At 50.2% G+C, this 20,089-nt stretch carries 14 protein-coding genes; all 14 read right to left on the bottom strand.

All coding sequences use genetic code 11. The features are described from left to right. Positions 1-186: 186 nt before the first annotated feature. A complete protein-coding gene (locus HMPREF9431_RS09445; protein WP_004381033.1) occupies positions 187-1,677 on the bottom strand; it encodes a DUF3843 family protein in 1,491 nt (496 codons plus the stop codon). Positions 1,678-1,881: 204 nt separating this feature from the next. Next, complete coding sequence (locus HMPREF9431_RS09450; protein ID WP_004381034.1) at positions 1,882-2,457, bottom strand: DUF3828 domain-containing protein; 576 nt, start codon at positions 2,455-2,457, stop codon at positions 1,882-1,884. A gap of 96 nt (positions 2,458-2,553) precedes the next feature. Continuing rightward, positions 2,554-3,207: a carbohydrate-binding family 9-like protein gene (locus tag HMPREF9431_RS09455; protein ID WP_004381036.1), complete on the bottom strand. Its 654-nt coding sequence runs from the start codon at positions 3,205-3,207 to the stop codon at positions 2,554-2,556. Then, entirely contained in the window at positions 3,204-4,304 is a 1,101-nt protein-coding gene (locus tag HMPREF9431_RS09460) for a phosphotransferase enzyme family protein (protein WP_004381038.1), read from the bottom strand. The genes HMPREF9431_RS09455 and HMPREF9431_RS09460 overlap by 4 nt, the downstream gene beginning before the upstream one ends. Before the next feature lie 34 nt (positions 4,305-4,338). Next, a complete protein-coding gene (locus HMPREF9431_RS09465) occupies positions 4,339-6,507 on the bottom strand; it encodes a GH92 family glycosyl hydrolase (protein ID WP_004381040.1) in 2,169 nt (722 codons plus the stop codon). 205 nt (positions 6,508-6,712) lie between these two features. Then, positions 6,713-8,398 carry a sialidase family protein gene (locus HMPREF9431_RS09475; RefSeq protein ID WP_004381044.1) on the bottom strand — a complete coding sequence of 562 codons (1,686 nt, stop codon included), beginning with the start codon at positions 8,396-8,398 and terminating at the stop codon, positions 6,713-6,715. Positions 8,399-8,405: 7 nt separating this feature from the next. Beyond that, positions 8,406-10,490, bottom strand: coding sequence for a glycoside hydrolase family 20 protein (locus tag HMPREF9431_RS09480; RefSeq protein ID WP_004381046.1), 2,085 nt, complete (start codon positions 10,488-10,490; stop codon positions 8,406-8,408). A 57-nt stretch (positions 10,491-10,547) separates the two neighbouring features. After that, positions 10,548-12,803: a GH92 family glycosyl hydrolase gene (locus HMPREF9431_RS09485; protein WP_040561522.1), complete on the bottom strand. Its 2,256-nt coding sequence runs from the start codon at positions 12,801-12,803 to the stop codon at positions 10,548-10,550. 165 nt (positions 12,804-12,968) lie between these two features. Further along, positions 12,969-13,949 (bottom strand): glycoside hydrolase family 130 protein, encoded by a 981-nt coding sequence (locus tag HMPREF9431_RS09490; protein ID WP_004381049.1) that lies wholly within the window; start codon positions 13,947-13,949, stop codon positions 12,969-12,971. A 66-nt stretch (positions 13,950-14,015) separates the two neighbouring features. Further along, the gene (locus HMPREF9431_RS09495) at positions 14,016-14,468 is read right to left on the bottom strand and encodes a nucleoside deaminase (RefSeq protein ID WP_004381050.1); all 453 of its coding nucleotides are present in this window, start codon (positions 14,466-14,468) and stop codon (positions 14,016-14,018) included. Then, positions 14,469-15,320, bottom strand: coding sequence for a hypothetical protein (locus HMPREF9431_RS09500; protein WP_004381051.1), 852 nt, complete (start codon positions 15,318-15,320; stop codon positions 14,469-14,471). A 15-nt stretch (positions 15,321-15,335) separates the two neighbouring features. Beyond that, positions 15,336-16,049 (bottom strand): hypothetical protein, encoded by a 714-nt coding sequence (locus tag HMPREF9431_RS09505; protein WP_004381052.1) that lies wholly within the window; start codon positions 16,047-16,049, stop codon positions 15,336-15,338. 49 nt (positions 16,050-16,098) lie between these two features. Further along, positions 16,099-16,800 carry an ABC transporter ATP-binding protein gene (locus HMPREF9431_RS09510; protein WP_004381053.1) on the bottom strand — a complete coding sequence of 234 codons (702 nt, stop codon included), beginning with the start codon at positions 16,798-16,800 and terminating at the stop codon, positions 16,099-16,101. A 204-nt stretch (positions 16,801-17,004) separates the two neighbouring features. Then, positions 17,005-19,998 carry a protein translocase subunit SecDF gene (secDF, locus tag HMPREF9431_RS09515; protein WP_004381054.1) on the bottom strand — a complete coding sequence of 998 codons (2,994 nt, stop codon included), beginning with the start codon at positions 19,996-19,998 and terminating at the stop codon, positions 17,005-17,007. Between the last annotated feature and the right edge of the window lie 91 nt (positions 19,999-20,089).

Consider the following 20,089-nt stretch of genomic DNA (forward strand, 5'->3'; position numbering starts at 1 on the left):
AGTGGGTGTGCATATCATTTGATGGCTATTCCTTTGGTATCTTTTTGTGACGGAAAAGAAAAAGCGTGGAGATTGCGTTGCAATTTGGTGCAAATTAAGTCATCATCTCTATGCTTTTGCAAGCCAAAATGATAGCTTTTATCACGCGTTAGGGCTACGGTTGCACAATAATCCTTTGGCGATGGCCTATGCTTCATAGTCATTTCCTTTCAAGAAGCGGGCTAAAAAGTCCCAGTTTTCGGCCACTAATTGATGAGCAAGGGTAGCATCTCCTTCTAAATAAGGGAAACAGATGTTGGGCAACATGTTGTGTTCGAAGAGATAACGCAACAGGGGTTGTGGCGCTTCAAAGATGAAGAAGGTCCAAAGATGCGTTAACTGTGCCTTGTCATTATAATAAGGATTTCGCACATCGCAAATGAATTTTGCAGCATCGGGCAAGGCTATTAGTTCGCCATCTTCATGGGATGCGAAGGCCAGCAGGGGGCCTCTCAGCGTCGTAAAGGGCTTGTCGTGGTCGTCAATGAGCTTTAACTTAAGGTCATTTTTTAAGAGATCATAATAGACTTGGGCGTTTTTGAAATAGAGAAGTGGGCTTCCTCCCGATAGTTTCATAAGCTCTTTATAGTGAGGGATGCCTAAGGTTTTCGACTTTTGCGGGGCTGTCTTTTGCATCAGCTCTCCGAAACTGTTAAACAATTCCTCGTTAGGCATCTGGCTCATGATGCCATTAAGCTCCCATTTTCCTTGATAATAAACCAACGACATGAGAACAGTTCCTGCTCCATAGAGCGCTCCTGGCAGGAGGTTGAGCTCTTGATAGCCCACAAAAAGTTCCTCCTTTTGATAGGAAAGGAAGTGGATGCCCTGTGCTTCTTCTGCGATAATTTTATAGCATTGAATATCTCTAAACTTGATTTCGTTTAGGAGTTGAATCTTTTCTTCTAAGCCATGCAGTTGTAAAATCTTTGTCAACCACTCGCGAGGAGTTAGCGCTAAGGGGCCAACCTTTTGCGAAAACGCCAACGTACATTCGGCCATATACTTGCCTAACTTGGCATCATCGCTATAAAATGTCTTTGCATATTGGTCTTGTAACGCTTCAAATTGCTCCTTCGTGTGGAGTGAATTGGTGAGGTAACAGCGCAGTGTGAGCCACTGAAGGGTGAAGCGCATGGAGGTGAAGTCGTCCATAAAATCTCCCTGTTGCAGGTAGTTTTGCAGCGCTTCATTGATGGGAAGCAGCTCGAAACGCTCATCACAATAATCGAAAAGGTCTTTCGAAAGCTCGTAAATATAGGGGTTTACGGGGTGAACAATGTGCGTAGGGTCGGCTGAGAGCGTTTTCCAAACCAAGAATTGAATGTCTTCTATGTTGGGCTCATTGATGAAATAGGTCTCTTCATTGACCTCGAAAAAGGGCAGATAGCGACCATAAAGCTGCTTATGCAGGGTGATAAAACTTTGCCAAATGCCCAATTCACCCACAATATCTTCCATATACAGGGCAATGGTGCAGGCTATTTCAACGATTTTTTCAGGCGATTTGTCGGCGATATGTCCCTCAATAATCTTTATAAGTTGGTTGGCAAACCGCGCATACGAGAGGTTGGTTGAATCGTCTTTCATGTGGGGATGCCATTTGATAAAGTCTTTTCCTACGATGGTTCTTTTCATTTTCTTGGGTTGTTTAGTGAAATCATGCTGTGTCTTTGTTGCCAAAGATGGTGGCGAAAGGCACTACAAAGCCACAAAAAAGAGGTGGTGTTGGGGTGCTGTTGGGTTCTGTTTTTGGGGTGAAAAGCTACATTCTTGCGATTTTTTTGTTGAAAACGGCTGCCGTTAGGGTGGGATTTTGAAGCGGAACAGGGCGCAAAGGGGTTAAGGATTTTCGCGGATATACTGTGCTTGTGTGGCACGAATACCGTGCGGATTGGATGCGTCTGTCAGGTCGTCAATGCGCCATTGCCCCTGTTCTTTCACCATTTTCAGTTCAAGGGGCACGTCTTCGCCGTTGTGAAGAATGAGCTTCACGCGTGCCGTTTGATGATTTTCGATAGAAACGACGCGCACATTGCGGAAGGAAAGGCGGACATAATCTTGCGCTTGTATCCAGTAATCATATTCCCAAAGGCCTATATCTCCGGGATGACGCGCATCGATTTGGGCCACCTTTTTGCCTTCTTCGTTCCATGCTCGCGAACAAAAACGTTGTTCAAAAGCAGCTCTGTCCGGAGCTTCTACGTTGGAATCGTTCATACTTTTGCAAAGAAAACCATAGATTTCGGTAACGCGTTGAGCGACGATGGCGCTGTCGTTGGGGACGTTTATCCGTGTGATGGGCGCGTTTTGAATGGTCCTTTGCGGCTGCTTGGGATGTGAACAACCCAACAAAAGGGAGGCTATGCCGCATGAAAGCAGTCCCAAGAATAGCGGATAACTGTGCAGAAGGTGCATGTGATGTTGCAATTTTGGGGGATAATCCGAACGGTAAAAATGGATCGAAAAAAGGGGAAACACACCCTAAGCGGTGCGTCTCCCCACACTTTGAGACTATAAAAAGTTAATGATTCCAAAGTCTTCGGGACGATGGAAATCGGGTTTTTCGGAGTGAATAGGGCTCCATGACAGGAAATGGGGCTGCAAAGTCTTGTCACCACACTTATAGAAATTGGCCCGCATTGTGCGTCCTGACAGCTCCGTTATGTTGTCATCGAAGAACGATGTCGTGGGAATGACGAGCGCAAGTTGCCAAGCTGTGCTGCCTTCTCGTGCAGAAAAGGGCGCAGTTCCCAACGAAGTCCACCGCTGAATGGCCTGCATCACGTTGTTAGGGGCAGGCTTTCGTCCTTCCCTTCCTGTGCCGTGACAGAGCAAAGCGCGGCCAATGCAGTTGGTTTCTAAGTTGTAATAGCCCGCTTTTTCATCGGGGCTCACGAAAAATTCGCAACACGAATCTTCCCAAACGTGGCCACCATTGGCATCAACCACCGCACGCACGTGGTCTTCTTGCACACAGAAATGCAAGAAAATGGCGTGATTGTTGTGGGCTATCGCAAAGCGCACTTCGGGCTGATAGGGATAGGTTGCGTGCCAATTAGCGGTGGCAATGAGCTGATAGGGAACGTGTTCGCTTTTGAACAACGCGGGAATAGCCTCGGCTTCGGTCTTGAAACAGGCTATTTCGGGCACTTGAAGTTCTTTCATTGTCGGATGGTTTGGTGGATAAATTCGGTCATCATGTGTTCCTTGCGGCGCGCATCTTGGAAGAGCAACAGCTGATTTTTGGTGCGCACATAGTTGTGTTCGTCGTATTTTATCTTATAATAGGTATCACCATTGAGGTAGTCTGTCAAGAAACGTACGCATTGCATGTAGGGGAAAAGCGCCGCTGCAAAGGGCAAATGGCTGATCTCTACGGGGGTTAGGAAAGGCAAAGCGCTGCTTAAATAGCCCTCGGTGAAGGCTTTAAAGATAACGTCGTTGAAGCCCACAGCCTTGAAATCATCGCTGTCTTCGGCCACAAAGTTGGCGCCGGTGCGCAGAAAATCGCCGTAATCGGAGAAGACAAAGCTCGGCATAACGGTGTCTAAATCGATGACACACAGCACATTTCCTTCGGCATCAAACATCATATTGTTCACCTTTGTGTCGCAATGGCACAGGCGTTTAGGCAATTTTCCTTCGCGATACAGGCGCTCTGCCTGGCACATCTCGTCGCCATCGCGCAGCAAAGTGGTGATGATGTCGTTCACTTGGTGCACTCTTTTTGCCTTGTCTGCCGCAATAGCTTCCTTAAACTGCTGCAAACGCAGCTCCATGTTGTGGAAGTTGGGGATGGTTTCGCCAAGGGGTTCGGCCAAATCGACCAACATTTTTTCGAAGTCTCCGAAAGCTTTTCCGCACGAGAGAGAGCTTTCTGCGTTCACTTCTTCGTGGGTATAGGCATCGGGAATGAACACACTTACGCGCCAATATTGTCCTTTGGCGTCGCGATGATAGGTCTTTCCGTCGGTTGTTGCAATGAAACGCAGGCATTTTCTATCCACATCGGTCTCGCCTTGTGCCAGCAATTTCTTGCGGATGTGTGCCGTGACGGCCTCGATGTTGTGCTGCAACAGGTCGACATCTTGAAACACATGATGGTTGATGCGTTGCAAAATGTAATCGGGTTGCACCGCTTCGGCCGTTGTTACTTTGAGGGTTTCGTTGATGAGCCCGTTGCCAATGGGAGCTACTTTCTTAATGGTGCCCTGCAATTGAAACACCGAAAGGATGTCGAAAATTTCTTTTTCGTCTGTCATAACTATGATGCTTAAGATGATGAATGGTTCTGTTTTATGGGCGATCGCTGGGCTTCACGCCGAAGTTTGAGGGCTTGTTGCCCATGAAAAATTCTAACTTTCCGCCACGAACAATATCTTTAAAGTCGATATAGGCGCGTGAATAGGGTTTGCCATTGAGCGTAGCACGCTGAATATACATGTTTTCTGCGCTGTTGTTGTGGGCTACAATCTGGAACGTTTTGCCCTCGCCCACCTGCAAAGTGGCTTCATGAAAGAGCGGCGAACCAAACACATAGCGGCCGCCTGCAGGCTCAACTTGATAAAGACCCAAAGCAGAAAGCACATACCAAGCCGACATTTGGCCCACGTCTTCGTTGCCACTTAGGCCGTCGATGTTGTCATGATACATCGTTTTCAGCACCTCACGCACACGCGAAGCCGTCTTCCAAGGCTGGCCGGCGTAGTCATAAAGGTAGATGATGTGGTGGCTGGGCTCGTTGCCATGCGCATATTGTCCAATCAAACCGGTGATGTCTGGCGAGGCATCCTTGCCCATATCGCCTTTCACAATGAACAGCGAATCGAGCTTGTTGACAAAGGGTTTGTCGCCACCAAAGGCCGAAATAAGCCCCCGAACATCGTGGGGAACGAGCCAAATATATTGCCATGCCGTGCCTTCGGTGTAGTCATCGGCGCGGTGAATGACCTTAAAGGGGTCGAAAGGTTCGCGGAAATGGCCTTTAGAATCAACGCCCCGCATGAACTTTGTCTTCTTGTCGAAGTAGAAATCGCGATAGGATTGGCTGCGCTTGTGGAAATATTGGTAGTCTTTCTCGTCCTTTAATGCTTTGGCTAACTTCGCAATGCTGCCGTCAGCCAAGGCATATTCCAAACCTTTGGCCACGGTTTCGTTGGTGGGGTCGAGGTCGAATGGCAGATAACCATATTTCTTTAGCAGGTCTAAACCGCGGTCGCCGTTGAGCTGGGTCTTCTTGGCTGCCTCCAAAACGGCACGCTTATCCACAGCAAACCCTTTCAAAGCAATATCTACAATCACCGGAACTCCGGGGTTGCCCACCATGCAATCGGTCTCGTTTCCCTCCAGGAACCACACCGGAAGGCGCCCCTGCTGCTGCGCAATGTGCAACATGGTTTCGGCAATGTCGCGCTGCTTTTCGGGATGAATGAGCGTCATCAAGGGGTGCGCTGCACGATAAGTGTCCCACAGTGAGAAGGTGGTATAGGGCGTAAAGTCGCCGCGATGGGTCTTGCCATCGGCACCTCTGTACTCGCCATTGACATCGTTAAACACCGAAGGAGCAGTCATCGTGTGGTACAAACTGGTGTAGAAAATGCGTTTGTCGGTGGCGTTAGCGGTCCTAATGGCCACCTTTTCTAGCTCTTTGTTCCAGGCAGATTTTGCCTCGATCACCATGGTTTTGAAGTTCCAACCGGGTGATTCTTGCTGCAAATTCAGGCGCGCATTGTCGATGCTCACACTCGAAATGCCCACCTTCACCATGAGGGGTTGCCCTGTGGGTTCAAAGGAAAGCACGCTCAACGAGTCGCCTTCTTTGGTGCGATGGGTGATGGGTTGCGAGAATTCGGCCACGAAAAACACGCGCTGATCCTTTGCCCATCCCGTTGAAAAGCGCGAACCTACGATGGTGTTCTGCCCTTCTTGCTGTAGGGTGCAGGCCGTCATCTTGTCCCAACCCACGCCTTGTGCCAAGTCAACCACCACTTGTTCTTGTCGTGCATCGGCCGGAAACGTGTAACGATGAAAGGCGGTTCGTTGTGTAGCAGTGAGTTCAACGCGCACGCCATTGGCTAAAGTTACGGCATAATAGCCCGGCGTAGCATATTCGGCTTTGTGGGAGAATTTCACCTCACGCACATCGCTTTTCGTCACGGGCAGCAGGGCAATGTCGCCCAAATCGCCGATGCCTGTTCCGCTAAGGTGCAGCTGTCCGAAGCCGATGATGATGGAGTCGCTGTAGTGATAGCCCGAACACCAGTCCCAACCCTGCTTCTTTTGCGTGGGACCTGCTTGGATATGGCCAAACGGAACGTTGGCTCCGAGGAACACATGTCCGTGTCCTCCCGTGCCAATAAAGGGGTTTACGTATTGCGTATAGTCTCGTGCGACGGGCTCAGGACAAGCCCATGTGCCCACAACGGCTATGAGTGGGAGCATGAGTCCCAAAAACATTTGTTTCATTGTCAATCGGGTTTAATCATTGATTTCTCTGCATTATTTTTTCCTTCTTGTTGTGCGGCTTGAACAAAGTGGACTATATTGCGGGGCAAACTGTGCGTTATTGCGGCACAATCTGTGCGACATTGTGGTGCAATCTGCACCATTTTGTTCAACCGTTGGCGTGGGTGCGGTTGGCCAAAGCTTATGGGCTGTTGCCCCACTTGCCTCATTCCGTCAGACAGACGGGGCCTCGCTTCCGCATGATTCGTTGGGCCTTGATAATCGTTTTGCCGCCCACAAAGTCTTTGAGCGGGATGGCTTGGAAAGTCATGTGGGCCACACTGCTCTCGTAAAGGATGCCCACCGTCTCGCGATCAATCATCGTCAGGCACGAATAGCCCCATCCATAGTCGTCGTCAAGCAGCACCTGATGCGAGGCTTCCCATGTTTTTCCGTCGTCGAAGCTCAGTTTAATGGTGATGTTTCGGCGGTCTTTGGGGTCGTTGGGATTGGAGAACAGCAAGATGTTTTTGCCCAGAACATTGTCTTTTGCGGGCACACTGATGAGGCTTGCCATGCAGATGGGCTCTTGCAAGGCCTTGATATTCGAGGAGTGTTCCTGCCAGGTTTTGCCCCAATCGCGCGTGGTGTAAACGGCTCTTCCGCCGCCACTTTGGTTGCGCATGTTGAGCATCAGTTCGCCCGAAGGCAGCTCTGCCACCTGTGCTTCGGTGGTATTATAGCATGCCGGTGAAGAGATGGCCCACGTTTCGCCGTGGTCTTTGCTATATAAGATGCCGGCATGGGGCACGCGATCTTTGTCAATAAACTGCATGGCAAACACCAATGTGCCGTCTTTGCAGGTGATTCCGCGCCCCGGTCCCTGGAAGAAAAAGTACCATTCGGGTTGCTTTAACAGCGGTGTGAGGTTGATAGGAGCCGACCATGTGCGCCCGTCGTCGGTGCTTTTTGCCATCACCAGCTGTGCCGTGTGGTCTTTATCCATGCCGGGTTTAGAGCTAACCCATGCGCGTTGGTTGCCCATTCCGTGGGTCCAAGCGGCCACAACCCAACACGTGTTGTTGGTTTTGTCCACGAGAATAGCGGGGTCGCCGACACCATTTTGCGCCGCCGGAAGGCCGCCATTCTCACCAAAAGCTAAGGGCAAGCGCATGGGTTCCCATGTCTTTCCACCGTCGATGCTGCGGCTAAGTCCCACGTCAATGTGCTCTTGTAGGTCGGTACTGCTGTTGTAACGCACATCATAGACGCCCAAAAGCGTGCCGTTGTTTGTCGTCACCAAGCCCGGAATGCGATAGGCTGTCACGCCATCGTCGCCGGCATGTCGCACACCTATGCCCATTCTTCGCTCCATATCGGGCTTCGAAGTGTTGACGAGTGGCAGTGCTTTTCCGTCGGCAATGGCCTTGGATAGCGCGGCTTTCAAGGTTGCTTTTACGGGCACATTGGGTTGCATTTCGATGCTCACCCAAAAGTAATTCACGCCCGGAAAGAGCGATTGTTTGGCCGCAAGGGTGAGGTGATGGGTGGTGGGTTGCAGCTCACTTCGCAACACTACATACGACGGATTGGCGCGCAAGGTCTTGCCAGGTGTGAAGCCCGAGACGTAATCTACGGGTGCAAAACGCAGTTTTTGATCGAATTGTCGCGCCTCGGTGCCGCCATAATAGAGGCGAAGGGCTTTCACTTGGTTGAGTGGAAGCGATGGGTCGAGGTCGAGTTCCACTTGGTCTAAAGCCTTCGTTTCAGTGGCTTTGAGCCGCATGAGCAGCAACACATTGTCGTGACGCTCAATCAAAATGGGTACTTGGGGCTGCTTTATAAATAAGGTGTCGGCTGCTTTTGCGTGAAAAGTGCTGAGCAAGAGCAGCGCAAGAATCATTTTTTTCATTTGCAATTTATTTTCGATTAATCATAATTTCGTCGATAAAGAGCCAGCTATCAGGCTCATATAATGCGGCTTTGACATGCACATAGCGGCCTTTTGCCGTTCCTTTCCATTGGTAAGGATAAATGCGATAGCGCGCAGAAGGCTCGACATCGCAGGTGGTTTTATCGATTTCTACGAAGTTTTTTCCATCGTTCGACACCTCAATCTGCACCGAAGCGGGCGTATAGATGCTGGCAGAAGCCTGTTGCAAGAAGTTGATTTCAACGTCTTTAATGTCGGTGATTTTCTCCATATCAATGATGACATCGATGCCTTTGGGGTCGATAAAACCTTGCCATCTGCCGTCGAAAAAGCCCCAGTTTCCGCCGCGTCCGTTGGTCAAAGTGCTATCCCCTTCGGCACGATATTTCGGAGCATACGAACTTAAATAGGTCACTTTCTTGTGCAATGCCTCGTGCTTCATGCCATAACGGAACTCCTTTCGATCACCCACTTCATGGGCTAAATCGAACGTATGATAGCCTTTTTGTTGCAGAAAGTCAACGGCATAGAGCGCGCGTTTGCGAAACTTGGCATAGTTTCTGTGTCCACTTGTCCAGCCCACTTCGGCCAAAGCCAGCGCCCGTGGATAGAGCATATATTCCAAATGTTGCGGCGTTGGCACGTATTCGGTCCACAGATTGCCTTGCAATCCCTCAACACAAGCCTCGGTTTGTGGCGTCCGGCAGCTGTCAGGAAGGGGCTCATAGCTGTACGCTTTCTCTAAGGTTACATAGCCACCTTGCGCATTAGGCTGCGTGATGGGGGCGTCTTGATAATGGTCAAGATAGCAATATTTCCCGGGAGTCATCACCACTGCGTGGCCTTTTCGCGCGGCTTCGAGTCCTGCTTCAAAGCCTCTCCACGACATAACGGCGGCATTAGGTGCCAGCTTTCCTTCCATAATCTCGTCCCATCCCATGAGTTTTCGGCCATGGGCGTTGAGGAATTGTTCTATTTTCTCCGTGAAATGACCTTGCAATTCGGCCGTCGTTTTCAGCCCATTGGCTTGCATTTCGCGCTGACAATCGGGGCAAGTCTCCCACGTTTTGCGCCCCGCTTCGTCGCCACCAATATGGATATAGGACGAAGGGAACAGGTCCATGACCTCGTTGAGCACATCCTTTAAGAACTGATAGGTGCTGTCTTTGCCCACACAGAAGTCGGATTGGCCATGCACTTTGCCCTCACAGGCGAGCGAAGGATAGGCCCATAGCACCTCATTACTATGTCCGGGCATCTCAATTTCGGGTATAACGGTGATGTGACGAGCGGCAGCATAGGCCACAAGGTCGCGCACTTCATCTTGCGTATAATAACCTCCGTATGCGCCGGGAGCATCTTTTCGGCAGAAAGTTCGGTCGCCACCGCGCCACCATTTCGTCCAATCTTCCTGCGTTCGGTAGGCAGCTTCCTCGGTTAAACCGGGGTATTTCTTGATTTCTATGCGCCATCCGCCGCCATCAACCAAATGCCAATGGAAGCGATCGAGCTTGTAATAGGCCATCGCATCAAGCTGCTTTTTGAGCACATCGATGGGGAAGAAGTGGCGCGAACAGTCGATCATGATGCCGCGATAGGGATATTTTGGATAGTCGGTGATGTGCACATGGGGCAGTCTTCCGTTCTCTTTGAGTTGCTGAAGTGTCTGCAAACCATAGAAAAGGCCCATCGGTGTGGGGGCTTTGATGAACACTCCGCGGTGCGAAATGGTGAGCTTATAGCCCTGAAGGCGCACACTGTCGGCCGCCATACGTGCCTGTTCGGGCGTGCCGGTGCAGAATAATCGCAGCGGATAGAGATGGGTTTTGCGCACGATGCTGTTGTTACCGCGGCGCAACTGAATGCCCATCGTCTGCAAAAGATAGCTTTGCAACTGGGCAAAATCTTCGCCTTTGAGGTTGGTTTGCGCAGCGTTGAGCTGACTGACTGCAATCGATCCTTGCCCCATCACGATGCTTTGGGGCTTGGGAATGATGTTGTGTGCGCGTGATTCGGTGAGGAAACAGGCGCTCATCAAGAGGCTAAAACCAAATTTTATCAAGGTCTTCATTTCATTAAGAATAGGTGAGCGTGGCACCTTTTGGACTCGATGCCACGGCAAAGATAATTATTTTAAGATGAATTTCAATGTGCCTGCCTTCACCAAGTCGCTGTGACGGATGCGGTAGGCTGTCCAAGGTTGGCCGCCAACCTCCATCTTTTCGATGCGCACGGCTTGCGGATTGCTGCGCCGGGTCTCAATAACGAGCTTGTCTTTGCCCCATTGTTGGGCATCAAGGTGCAGCGTAATCTTGTCGAAAACGGGCGAGGTGAGGGTGTAAGCCGGCTCACCCGGGCAGTCAGGATAGAAGCCCATCATGCTGAAAAGCGCCCAAGCCGACATCGTTCCCGTGTCATCATTGCCGGGAAGTCCCTCGGGACTGTTCTTGAAATAGGTTTGCAACAGCTGATGAGTGAGTACTTGTGTGCGCCATTCCTCCCCTTTAAAATAGGAGAAAAGGAATGGATAAGCGATGTTAGGCTCGTTGGTTGGGTCGTAGTTTCCGCGGTCAAACACCGACTGAAGCTGCTCGATGAAGCGCTTTTTGCCGCCCATGAGCTTGGCCAACCCATAGATATCGTGGGGCACATAGAACGTGTAGTTCCACGCATTGCCCTCATGAAAGCCCGGAGAAGGTTCCCAGTTGGCACCTTGCAGCGGGTTGAATGGGCTATAAAACTTTCCATTGGGCAGGATAGGACGCAACATATTGAACTCCTTACTGAAGTAATGTCGGTAGCCCATCGAGCGGTTATAGAACAGCTTTGCATCGGCTTTGTGGCCCAAAGCGGCGGCCAAGCGCGACAAAGCATTGTCGGCAATGTAATATTCCAACGCGTGCGACACCGAATTGTCGAACGAATCGCGCAGCGAAATATAGCCTTTTTCCACATATTCGTTGTTGTCGGGGCGCAGCGGATTGCTCTTTTCGTCGGTCGTGGCACCCTTTTTCATGGCCGTGTAGGCCTTGTTGATGTCGTAACCGCGCAGCCCTTTCAGCCAACAGTCCACGATAACGGGAATCGAAGGGTCGCCTTCCATCGTGTAAGTCTCGCGTCCAAAGAGCTCCCATTTGGGCAACCAGCCGCTCTCATCATACATACTAATCATCGATTTAATCATGTCGCGCTGGCGATTGGGATAGACAAGCGTCATGAATTGATGCAGGTTGCGGTAGGTGTCCCACAGCGAGAACACCGTGTAGCGGTTGCCTTCGTGCTGCGTAAGCACGCGGTTGCTCTCCATAGCCGGATATTGTCCGTTGACATCTTGGAGGATGTTGGGATGGATGAGCGTGTGATAGAGTGCCGTATAGAAAATGGTTTGCTGGTCTTTGGTGCCGCCTTCGATTTCTATTTTCGACAGGTCGGCGTTCCATTTCTGGTGCGTTTCTTGCGCAATGGTGTTGAAATCTTTGCCCTTTTGCTCGGCGTTGAGGTTCTCACGTGCGTTGGCTATGCTGACAAACGACACGCCCATTTGCACCTCAATCACCTCGTCGTCGGTGGTGTTGAAGTTCATATAGACGCCAATATCGTCGCCGGCCATCTCTTTTTGATAGGCCGTGTAGAGCTTATATTGTCCTCTGTCGGGGAACCATTCAGCCTGTTTGCCCGTCCGTTCGCGCTGCTTTTTCCAGTAACCGGCGCTTTGGGGCACCTTGTTCACACGCATCACGAAGTAAATAGGGAACACGGCTTGGGCATAATAGCAAAAAGCGCCTTGCAGTTTCATGCCCTCATACTCGGTGGGGCTCACCTGTTTCACCATCGCTCCCGACTCTTTCGTGAGACCTTCACCAAGGTTGAGCAGCAAATGGCTTTCGCCTTTGGGGAACGTAAAGCGCTCGCAGGCGGTGCGAAGGGTAGCGGTTACCTCGGTCTTCACGCCGTGTTTCACCAAGAAATTGCTGTAATAGCCCGGACGAGCCACCTCGTCTTTGTAGTGACTGCCATATTCTTTATAATCGACATTGAGCTTGCCTGTGGTGGGCATTAGCAGCAAAGAGCCCACATCGGGGCAGCCAACGCCGCTGAGGTTGACATGGGAAAAGCCTGTGAAAAACACGTTGTGGAACTCGTAAGGCGTTGACCACCAGCGCGAATCTTTATCGCATTTGTTCTCATCGGAACCCATAACATTGAACGGAACCACGGACATCAGCCCGTTAGGACAGATGGCTCCGGGGTTGGTAGTGCCCAAATTCGACGTGCCAATGAACGGGTTGACCAAGTCGACCGGCTCTGTTTTGGGTGCATACGTCGCTTGCAACGCACCGAAATGGCACGCCATGCACAAGGCAATCATGAGGTTCTTTTTCATTTTTAAAAGGGTTAGTAGGGTGATGACCCTTGCAGGTTGGTTGCAAATATACGAATATTATGCGAGAAAAGCATGCACTTTGCCCCATAATCTGCAATAGATTGCAGTGCAAAGGCATGCAAATTGCGGGGCAAAGTCTATGCTTTTACCCCGCAAGGCTGCGGCCTACTCGGCACAGTTGTTGGCTTTGATGAAGTCTACAATCTCGCGAATGTAGCCAAAAGCCATGCCCACAACGGTGTCGGCAGCACCATAATAGACGGCCACACGCTCGCCATCGTGGAGCGCTGCGCAGGGGAAAATGACGTTGGCCACGTCGCCTTGCAGCTCATAGGGGGCGTTGGGTGCGAGCAGATAGGGCTGTGTGCGATAGAGAACGCGCTCGGGATGCTCCTTATCCAAGATGGCAGCGCCCATGGAATAGCGATAACCATTGCACGTAGTGATGACACCATGATAGAACAAGAGCCAGCCTTCGTCGACCAAGAAGGGCACGGGTCCGGCGCCAATCTTCGTGCATTGCCAGGCACTTTGTGGGAAAGGAGTGGGCGACATGACGCAACGATGCTCGCCCCAATACTTCATATCGGGACTGAAACTGAGGTAGATGTCGCCGAAAGGTGTGTGGCCATTGTCACTGGGACGGCTCAGAAGGGCATACTTGCCATTGATTTTTTCGGGGAAGAGCACGCCATTGCGGTTGAATGGCAGGAAGGCATTCTCGCACTGATAGAACGTTTTGAAGTCGAAAGTGTAGCCAAGACCAATCGTAGGACCGTGGTAACCGTTGCACCAAGTAATCCAATAGCGGTCTTCAAGCCATGTCACCCGTGGGTCGTATTTGTATTCCGAGGCAATCATCTGCGTGTTGCCCGCCTCGAAAACGATGGGTTCTTCGTTGATTTTCCAATGGATACCGTCGTTGCTGAAGCCTGCAAAGATATTCATTTGCACGGCTTTGTTGTCGCAACGGAACACACCTGCGAAGCCGTTTTCAAACGGAACGATGGCACTATTGAAGATGCTGTTGGACGTAGGGATGTTATATCGGCCGATGATGGGGTTGTGGCTGTAGCGCCACATCACGTCTTTGCTGCCTTGAGGGCGCTCCTCCCAAGGGAGTTTCTGAGCTGGAATTTTTGTCATGTTCAACTGTTGTTATGTTGTTTTTATTTTTCTTTTTGGGTTTGCATGTGGATTTTTCGCGCGGCATCAGCGCCGTTGTTGAAAGAATTGCTGCATGAGTTGACGGCATTCTTCGGCCAAAACGCCCTGCGTGACAGTGGCTTTGGGGTGCAAAACGCGGGGGGCATAGCGGCGATAGCCGCGCTTCTCGTCGGGCGTTCCATAAACAATGCGCCCCATTTGTGCCCAGCCTAAGGCCGCCGCACACATCGAACAGGGTTCCACGGTGACGTAGAGTGTGCAATCGGGGAGGTATTTTCCGCCCAACGAATCGGCTGCAGCAGTGATGGCTTGCATCTCGGCATGGGCGGTAACATCGTGCAAAGTCTCGGTGAGATTGTGTGCACGGCTGATGATTTTTCCGCGACAAACCACCACTGCCCCGATAGGAACTTCGCCGGCTTCGGCAGCCTTTTGGGCTTCGAAGATCGCTTTTTGCATGAATGCCTCGTCGATTCTCTGCTGCGTTTCGTCCACCATTTATTTCAGTTTGACGCGCCCTTTCAGGCCATCTAAGGTCACAGAGGAAGGCGCATTGCCGGTACCTTCAATCATGATGTGGCCATAGTGCGAATAAGTGAATGAGCTATTGCAGCTCCCTTGAATGAGCAAGTTGTCGACAAACGAGTGGTCATCGTCAGCATAAAGCGTTTGATTATCATTCTCTGTATCATTCAACATCTTGATAACCATGTTGTTTATTCGGGTGCCTTGCAATTCAAACTTGTTGACTCCCACATTGATTTTGGCGTCGCCGATGCGGCATTGCGTGAGGGTGACAGAGAAGTTTTGTTGCAGGGTGAGGCTCTTGGTCACCAGATGTTGCACGCCTACCGCGCCCAGTTGGCTTAGTGCGTTGGGCGATTGCAGCAGTTTGAGCGCTTGAGCTGTGGGCATATAGAGCCGAACGACGATGTATTGCCCATCGGATGCGGTATCAATGGTGTCGAAACGGGCATCATTCTCGGTCCATTTGGCATCGGTAAGCTCGTAGTTTCCTTTCGCATGTGCTGCGGCAAAGCGTGGCGAAGGCGAAAGGATGAGCTGTCCGTTTTGCATTTTTGTTTGGAGGAGTTCGCGCGGATAGTCGACGAGAATATCCGTTCGTTTGTCGTCAACAATGAGCAAAACGCTATCCAACGAGTAGTCGTCGAGGCTTTCATTGGGGGGTGCAACAAACTGGATGCCCTTCAAATCATGAAGGTTGAGCGTCTGACGGACAGCTGTATAGAATGTGATTGTCTCAGCTTTGATGTTGTATCCTATGCACAATCCCCACACCACGTAGCTCAAAACGATGAGGGTAAGGATGATTTTTGTGGTTGTTTTCATTTGCGTTTCCTCCTGTTATCTTCGGTTTTTAATTTCCATTTCACACAATCGACGGTAGGATAGCCATAGGTTGGCCACCGAAAGGAAGGCTAACCAATAGAAGAAGTGAAGGCCGTTTTCGATGCGTCCGACGCCAATAAACAGCGTGAAAATGCCGCCAATGAACAGCAAAATGAGCAGGGTGATGGTGGTGAGCAGCAGCGATCGGCGCAAAAACACCACGCTGCCGAGCATGTAAGTGGTGATGAGGAAAGCGTAGAAGGCAGTGAAATAGAACCATATCTCCCAATAATGGTCGGTATAAAAGCTGATATTGGCGATGCCACCCCACAGCATTGGGCCCTCATAGTGGACGGTGGTCATGAGCAAGGCGCGCAGCAATTCGACGACATTGAACACGACATGGAACATGATGATGTAGGCCACGACAAACAAACAGACGCGTGCCAGCCAGTTTTCGAACATGCTTACGGGGGTGGTGAGCACGTGGATGCGACCCGATTTGAGCTTGCCGTCGCTGAAAAATTGTGAGGCAGCCACAATCATCACAATCGTATAGATGAACGATGCCCAACCACTGATGGTTTCAGCCATGCTGATTACCTGATAGTTGGCGAGCGCTTCGCCGTCGTTATAGCTGCAAGTGAGGAAGAAGGTAGCGAGCATCACCATGAGCAACACACCGAAAGTGATGCCCGTAGCGATATAGAATTGGCTGCGATGTTCCATCCACAGCTTTTTGAAATAGCACCAAAAACGGTGCCAAGCGAAGAAATTGTTAGTCATGATGGGCCTCCCTTCCTTTGGTTGCTTCAATGAAATAAGTTTCTAAATCGGTGGTTCCGTCGATGGCTTCGTTGCGGATAATTTCGCTTCTGTCCATCAACAACACGTGATTGAGGATGCTTTCCACGTCTTTCACCTGATGGGTGGAGATGACGATGAGCTGACTTTCGTGGCTGCCTTGGCGGATAAAGTCGCGAAATTGCTGCTTGCTCGTGATGTCAAGACCGTTGGTTGGCTCGTCCATCAACAACACTTTGGCGTGCGTAGCCATGGCAAAGGCCATGAAAATCTTTTTGCGTTGACCGAGCGATAAGGCCGAGAGTCGCACGTCGTTTGTCATGCCAAAGGTTTGCAAATAGGCATTCATGTCGTCTAAAGAAAAGCGTGGATAGAACACACTGTTGGTCTTGACATAGTCTAAAAGCGACACGTTGGGCAGTTCAAACTCATCGGGAACGAGGAAAATCTCGCACATCGTGGAGGGCTTTCTGCGCCGCACATTCACCCCATTGAGCGTGGCTTGCCCGGTTTGGGGCGCCAACAAACCGGCCATTATATATAATAAGGTGGATTTTCCCGCGCCATTTGGCCCCAACAAACCATAGATTTTGCCGGGCGAAAGCGTGAGATTGAAGTCGCTAAACACAGGCGTTGACTGCCAAGGATAGCTGTAACTGAGCTGTTGAATCTCCATTGCTATTGTGTGATAAATGTTTAAGTCTGAAAAACGTTGATCTCTTTTCGGTTGCAATAATAGCAAAAAAATGTGTGCCAAGCAAGTAAATGGTGAAGTTTTTTTTATGGGTTGCGTGGGCTATGGATGACAAAAACGGCTGCTGATGTTCACACATCAGCAGCCGTATATGATAGAAATTAAAACCTTAGTAATTTTTCTTATTTACGCTTTTGCATCGGCTATCTCTACATTTCCATCCAAATACTGGATTTTTCTGCCCATCACTAAGTAAGCAATCGGGCTGGCAATGAAGATAGAAGAGAGCGTTCCGAAGACAACACCCGACGTCATGGCGAATGCAAATGGCTGGATGCTCTTGCCACCGAGGAACAAAATCACGAGTAACACAATCAACGTTGAGAACGAAGTGTTGATGGTTCGTGCCAGCGTTTGGTTGATAGAGTCGTTGAATTGCGTCTGAATGTCGCGCTTAGGATGCAGCTTCAGGTTCTCACGAATGCGGTCAAACACCACCACTTTATCGTTGATAGAGTAACCAATGACGGTCAACACGGCACCGATGAAGGTTTGGTCGACCTCCAAAGAGAACGGCAACACGCCTTGAAGCAGGGAGAACAAGCCGATGACGAACAAGGCATCGAAGGCCAAAGCCACGGTAGATCCCACCGAGAACGCTACGTTGCGGAAGCGCACTAAGATATAAAGGAAGATGGCAATCAGCGCAATAAGCACGCTGATGATGGCGCCATAGGTGACATCTTTGGCTACCGATGGACCCACTTTTGAGCTGCTAATGATGGAACCTCCTGCGCGAACGTCAGGATTTTTGAACGCTTCTACACTCTTTTGGCTCACCATTCCGGCTTTCTTCAAACCGTTATAGAGCAGCGTTTCAGCCTGATCGTCGATGGTAGGACTGTTGGATTCAATCTTATAGTTGGTTGAAATACGAATCGTTTTGTTGTCCGTTCCCAACGAAAGTGCATTCGATGTGCAGCCGGGGAAGATGTGATTGAGCACCTCTCTCACCTGTTCGGGCTCGGTAGGTTTCTCAAATTGCACCACATAGTTACGACCACCTGTGAAGTCAATGCTTTGTGCTAAGCCGCGAACAAAGAAGCTCCCGATGAAGACAAGCGCCAAGATGATGGTCACGCCAAAGGTGCTTTTGCTCATGGTCATGAACTTATAGTGCTTGTCTTGCATGAGGTTCTTGCTGAAAGGTGTCCAATATTTGAGGTGCTCCCAGCGTCCTTTGTTGAGTTGATTCTCGTAAACCAAGCGGGTTAAGAACACTGAAGTGAAGAACGAACAAACGATACCGATGATCCAAGTGGTGGCAAAACCCTGGATAGGTCCTGTGCCAAAGATATACAAAATGACACCGGTTATCAACGAAGTGAGGTTGGAGTCGAAGATAGCCGAGAAGGCATTGCCATATCCTTCGGCTACAGCTTGCTTCATTCCCTTGCCCAATCGCAACTCTTCTTTAATGCGTTCGTAAATCAATACGTTGGCATCTACGGCCGTACCCAATGACAATACCATACCCGCAATGCCCGACATGGTGAGCGCTGCTTGGAAAGATGTGAGGATACCCAGCGTGAAGAACACGTTAACCACCAATGCAAGGTTGGCAATCATGCCAGGAACGAAGTTGTACATCAGCACCATGTAGACAATCAACAACACGAAAGCGATGGCAAACGACTCAATACCTTGCTGGATAGATGCGGCACCAAGCGTAGGACCTACCACCTCTTCTTGCACAATTCTTGCAGGAGCCGGCATGCGACCCGACTTCAAAGTGTTGGCCAAATCCTTGGTGGTTTCAACGGTAAAGTTACCGGTTATGGCACTCGAACCGCCGTCAATCTCGCCGTTTACACGTGGAGCGGAGTAGACAACACCATCCAAAACGATGGCAATGGCGCGGCCAACGTTGGCCTTTGTGAGGGCAGCCCAGCGACGAGCACCATCACTATTCATCGTCATCGATACCTCGGGCTGACCCGAAACATGGTTAAAACCGTCCTTAGCATCGGTCACTACGTCGCCTTCTAAAGGCGCTTGACCATTAGGAGTGTTCACTTTGATAGCATAAAGACCATAGATATTCTTGGCTGTTACGCCGTCTTCGGGGGTCGCACTCCACAACAATTTCATGTCGGCCGGCAGCACTTGCTTGGCTTCTGTGCCATAAATGCACTTGTTAATGGCGGCGGTGTCGCGTACACTTGCATAACCTACGAGGGCCAAAGCGTTGGCTCCGGTGGTTTGTAAGCGCGACAACAGGGGATGTTCCTTGTGGGCTTGTTCCAACAAAGCTTTGTCTTGTGTAGCCGAACCTTTATCGGTTGCCTTGCCTAATTGTAGCTTTGCAGGCTTTTTCGCTGCGGCTTGCTGCGGCTTTTCAGCTTTTGTTTGTGCCGTAGTGTCGGCCGATTCGCCAGCCGCTAAGCGAGTATCTAACTGTTGGAGATAGGGGATGGCCTCTTCAGCATTGTAGGTTTCCCAAAACTCTAAGTTGGCACTGCCCTGCAACAGCTTACGCATGCGCTCGGGTTCTTTGATACCCGGCATCTCAACCATGATGCGACCGGTCTGTCCTTCGAGCTTTTGTATGTTGGGTTGTACCACACCAAACTTGTCGATACGTGTGCGAACCACGGTGAATGCGTTGTCGATGGCGGTCTGAACTTCCGCTCTCAGCACGCGTTCCACTTCAGAATCCGAGCTTTGCGGGTTCACTTTGCCTTGCAGTTGCTGCGTAGCGAAGAGCTCGGCCAAGCGATGTCCGGGCGCATTCTGATGGTAATACTTCACGAAAAGCGAGATGAAATCGCTCTGACTCTTCTCTTCTTCCGCACGAGCTTCAGCCATTGATTTCGTGAAAGCGGCGTCGGTTTTGTGATCGGCCAACGTCTCTAACACATCAGGCACCGAGACTTCGAGAATCACATTCATACCTCCTTTGAGGTCAAGTCCAAGTCCTATCTGCGTTTCCAAGCACTTTTGATACGAGTAAATGCCCAGGTATTTCACCGAATCTTTATAATCCTGTTGGGCAATAGGGTCTTTTATCTTCGCTGCCTGACGGTCATAATAGGCCGTTGCAAACGAGAACGAGAGATAAAAAATGCTTGCAAGCGTCAGCAAGACGGCTGTACAAATTACAATTCCTTTGTTTTGCATTTTCTTGTTTATTATTTATTCATTGTTTTTCCGCGCATCCGTAGGCCACATCTTTTATAATATAGCCGTGCAAAAATAGTAAAAAAACCGC

This window comes from Segatella oulorum F0390 (assembly GCF_000224615.1).
Lineage (GTDB): Bacteria > Bacteroidota > Bacteroidia > Bacteroidales > Bacteroidaceae > Prevotella > Prevotella oulorum.

Excerpts from the sequence above, each read along its gene's own strand:
- HMPREF9431_RS09460 (WP_004381038.1), bottom strand. The coding sequence starts at position 4,304 with ATGACAGACGAAAAAGAAATTTTCGACATCCTTTCGGTGTTTCAATTG.
- HMPREF9431_RS09455 (WP_004381036.1), bottom strand. The coding sequence starts at position 3,207 with ATGAAAGAACTTCAAGTGCCCGAAATAGCCTGTTTCAAGACCGAAGCC.
- HMPREF9431_RS09450 (WP_004381034.1), bottom strand. The coding sequence starts at position 2,457 with ATGCACCTTCTGCACAGTTATCCGCTATTCTTGGGACTGCTTTCATGC.
- HMPREF9431_RS09465 (WP_004381040.1), bottom strand. The coding sequence starts at position 6,507 with ATGAAACAAATGTTTTTGGGACTCATGCTCCCACTCATAGCCGTTGTG.
- HMPREF9431_RS09490 (WP_004381049.1), bottom strand. The coding sequence starts at position 13,949 with ATGACAAAAATTCCAGCTCAGAAACTCCCTTGGGAGGAGCGCCCTCAA.
- HMPREF9431_RS09445 (WP_004381033.1), bottom strand. The coding sequence starts at position 1,677 with ATGAAAAGAACCATCGTAGGAAAAGACTTTATCAAATGGCATCCCCAC.
- secDF (WP_004381054.1), bottom strand. The coding sequence starts at position 19,998 with ATGCAAAACAAAGGAATTGTAATTTGTACAGCCGTCTTGCTGACGCTT.
- HMPREF9431_RS09500 (WP_004381051.1), bottom strand. The coding sequence starts at position 15,320 with ATGAAAACAACCACAAAAATCATCCTTACCCTCATCGTTTTGAGCTAC.
- HMPREF9431_RS09485 (WP_040561522.1), bottom strand. The coding sequence starts at position 12,803 with ATGAAAAAGAACCTCATGATTGCCTTGTGCATGGCGTGCCATTTCGGT.
- HMPREF9431_RS09480 (WP_004381046.1), bottom strand. The coding sequence starts at position 10,490 with ATGAAGACCTTGATAAAATTTGGTTTTAGCCTCTTGATGAGCGCCTGT.
- HMPREF9431_RS09510 (WP_004381053.1), bottom strand. The coding sequence starts at position 16,800 with ATGGAGATTCAACAGCTCAGTTACAGCTATCCTTGGCAGTCAACGCCT.
- HMPREF9431_RS09505 (WP_004381052.1), bottom strand. The coding sequence starts at position 16,049 with ATGGAACATCGCAGCCAATTCTATATCGCTACGGGCATCACTTTCGGT.
- HMPREF9431_RS09495 (WP_004381050.1), bottom strand. The coding sequence starts at position 14,468 with ATGGTGGACGAAACGCAGCAGAGAATCGACGAGGCATTCATGCAAAAA.
- HMPREF9431_RS09475 (WP_004381044.1), bottom strand. The coding sequence starts at position 8,398 with ATGAAAAAAATGATTCTTGCGCTGCTCTTGCTCAGCACTTTTCACGCA.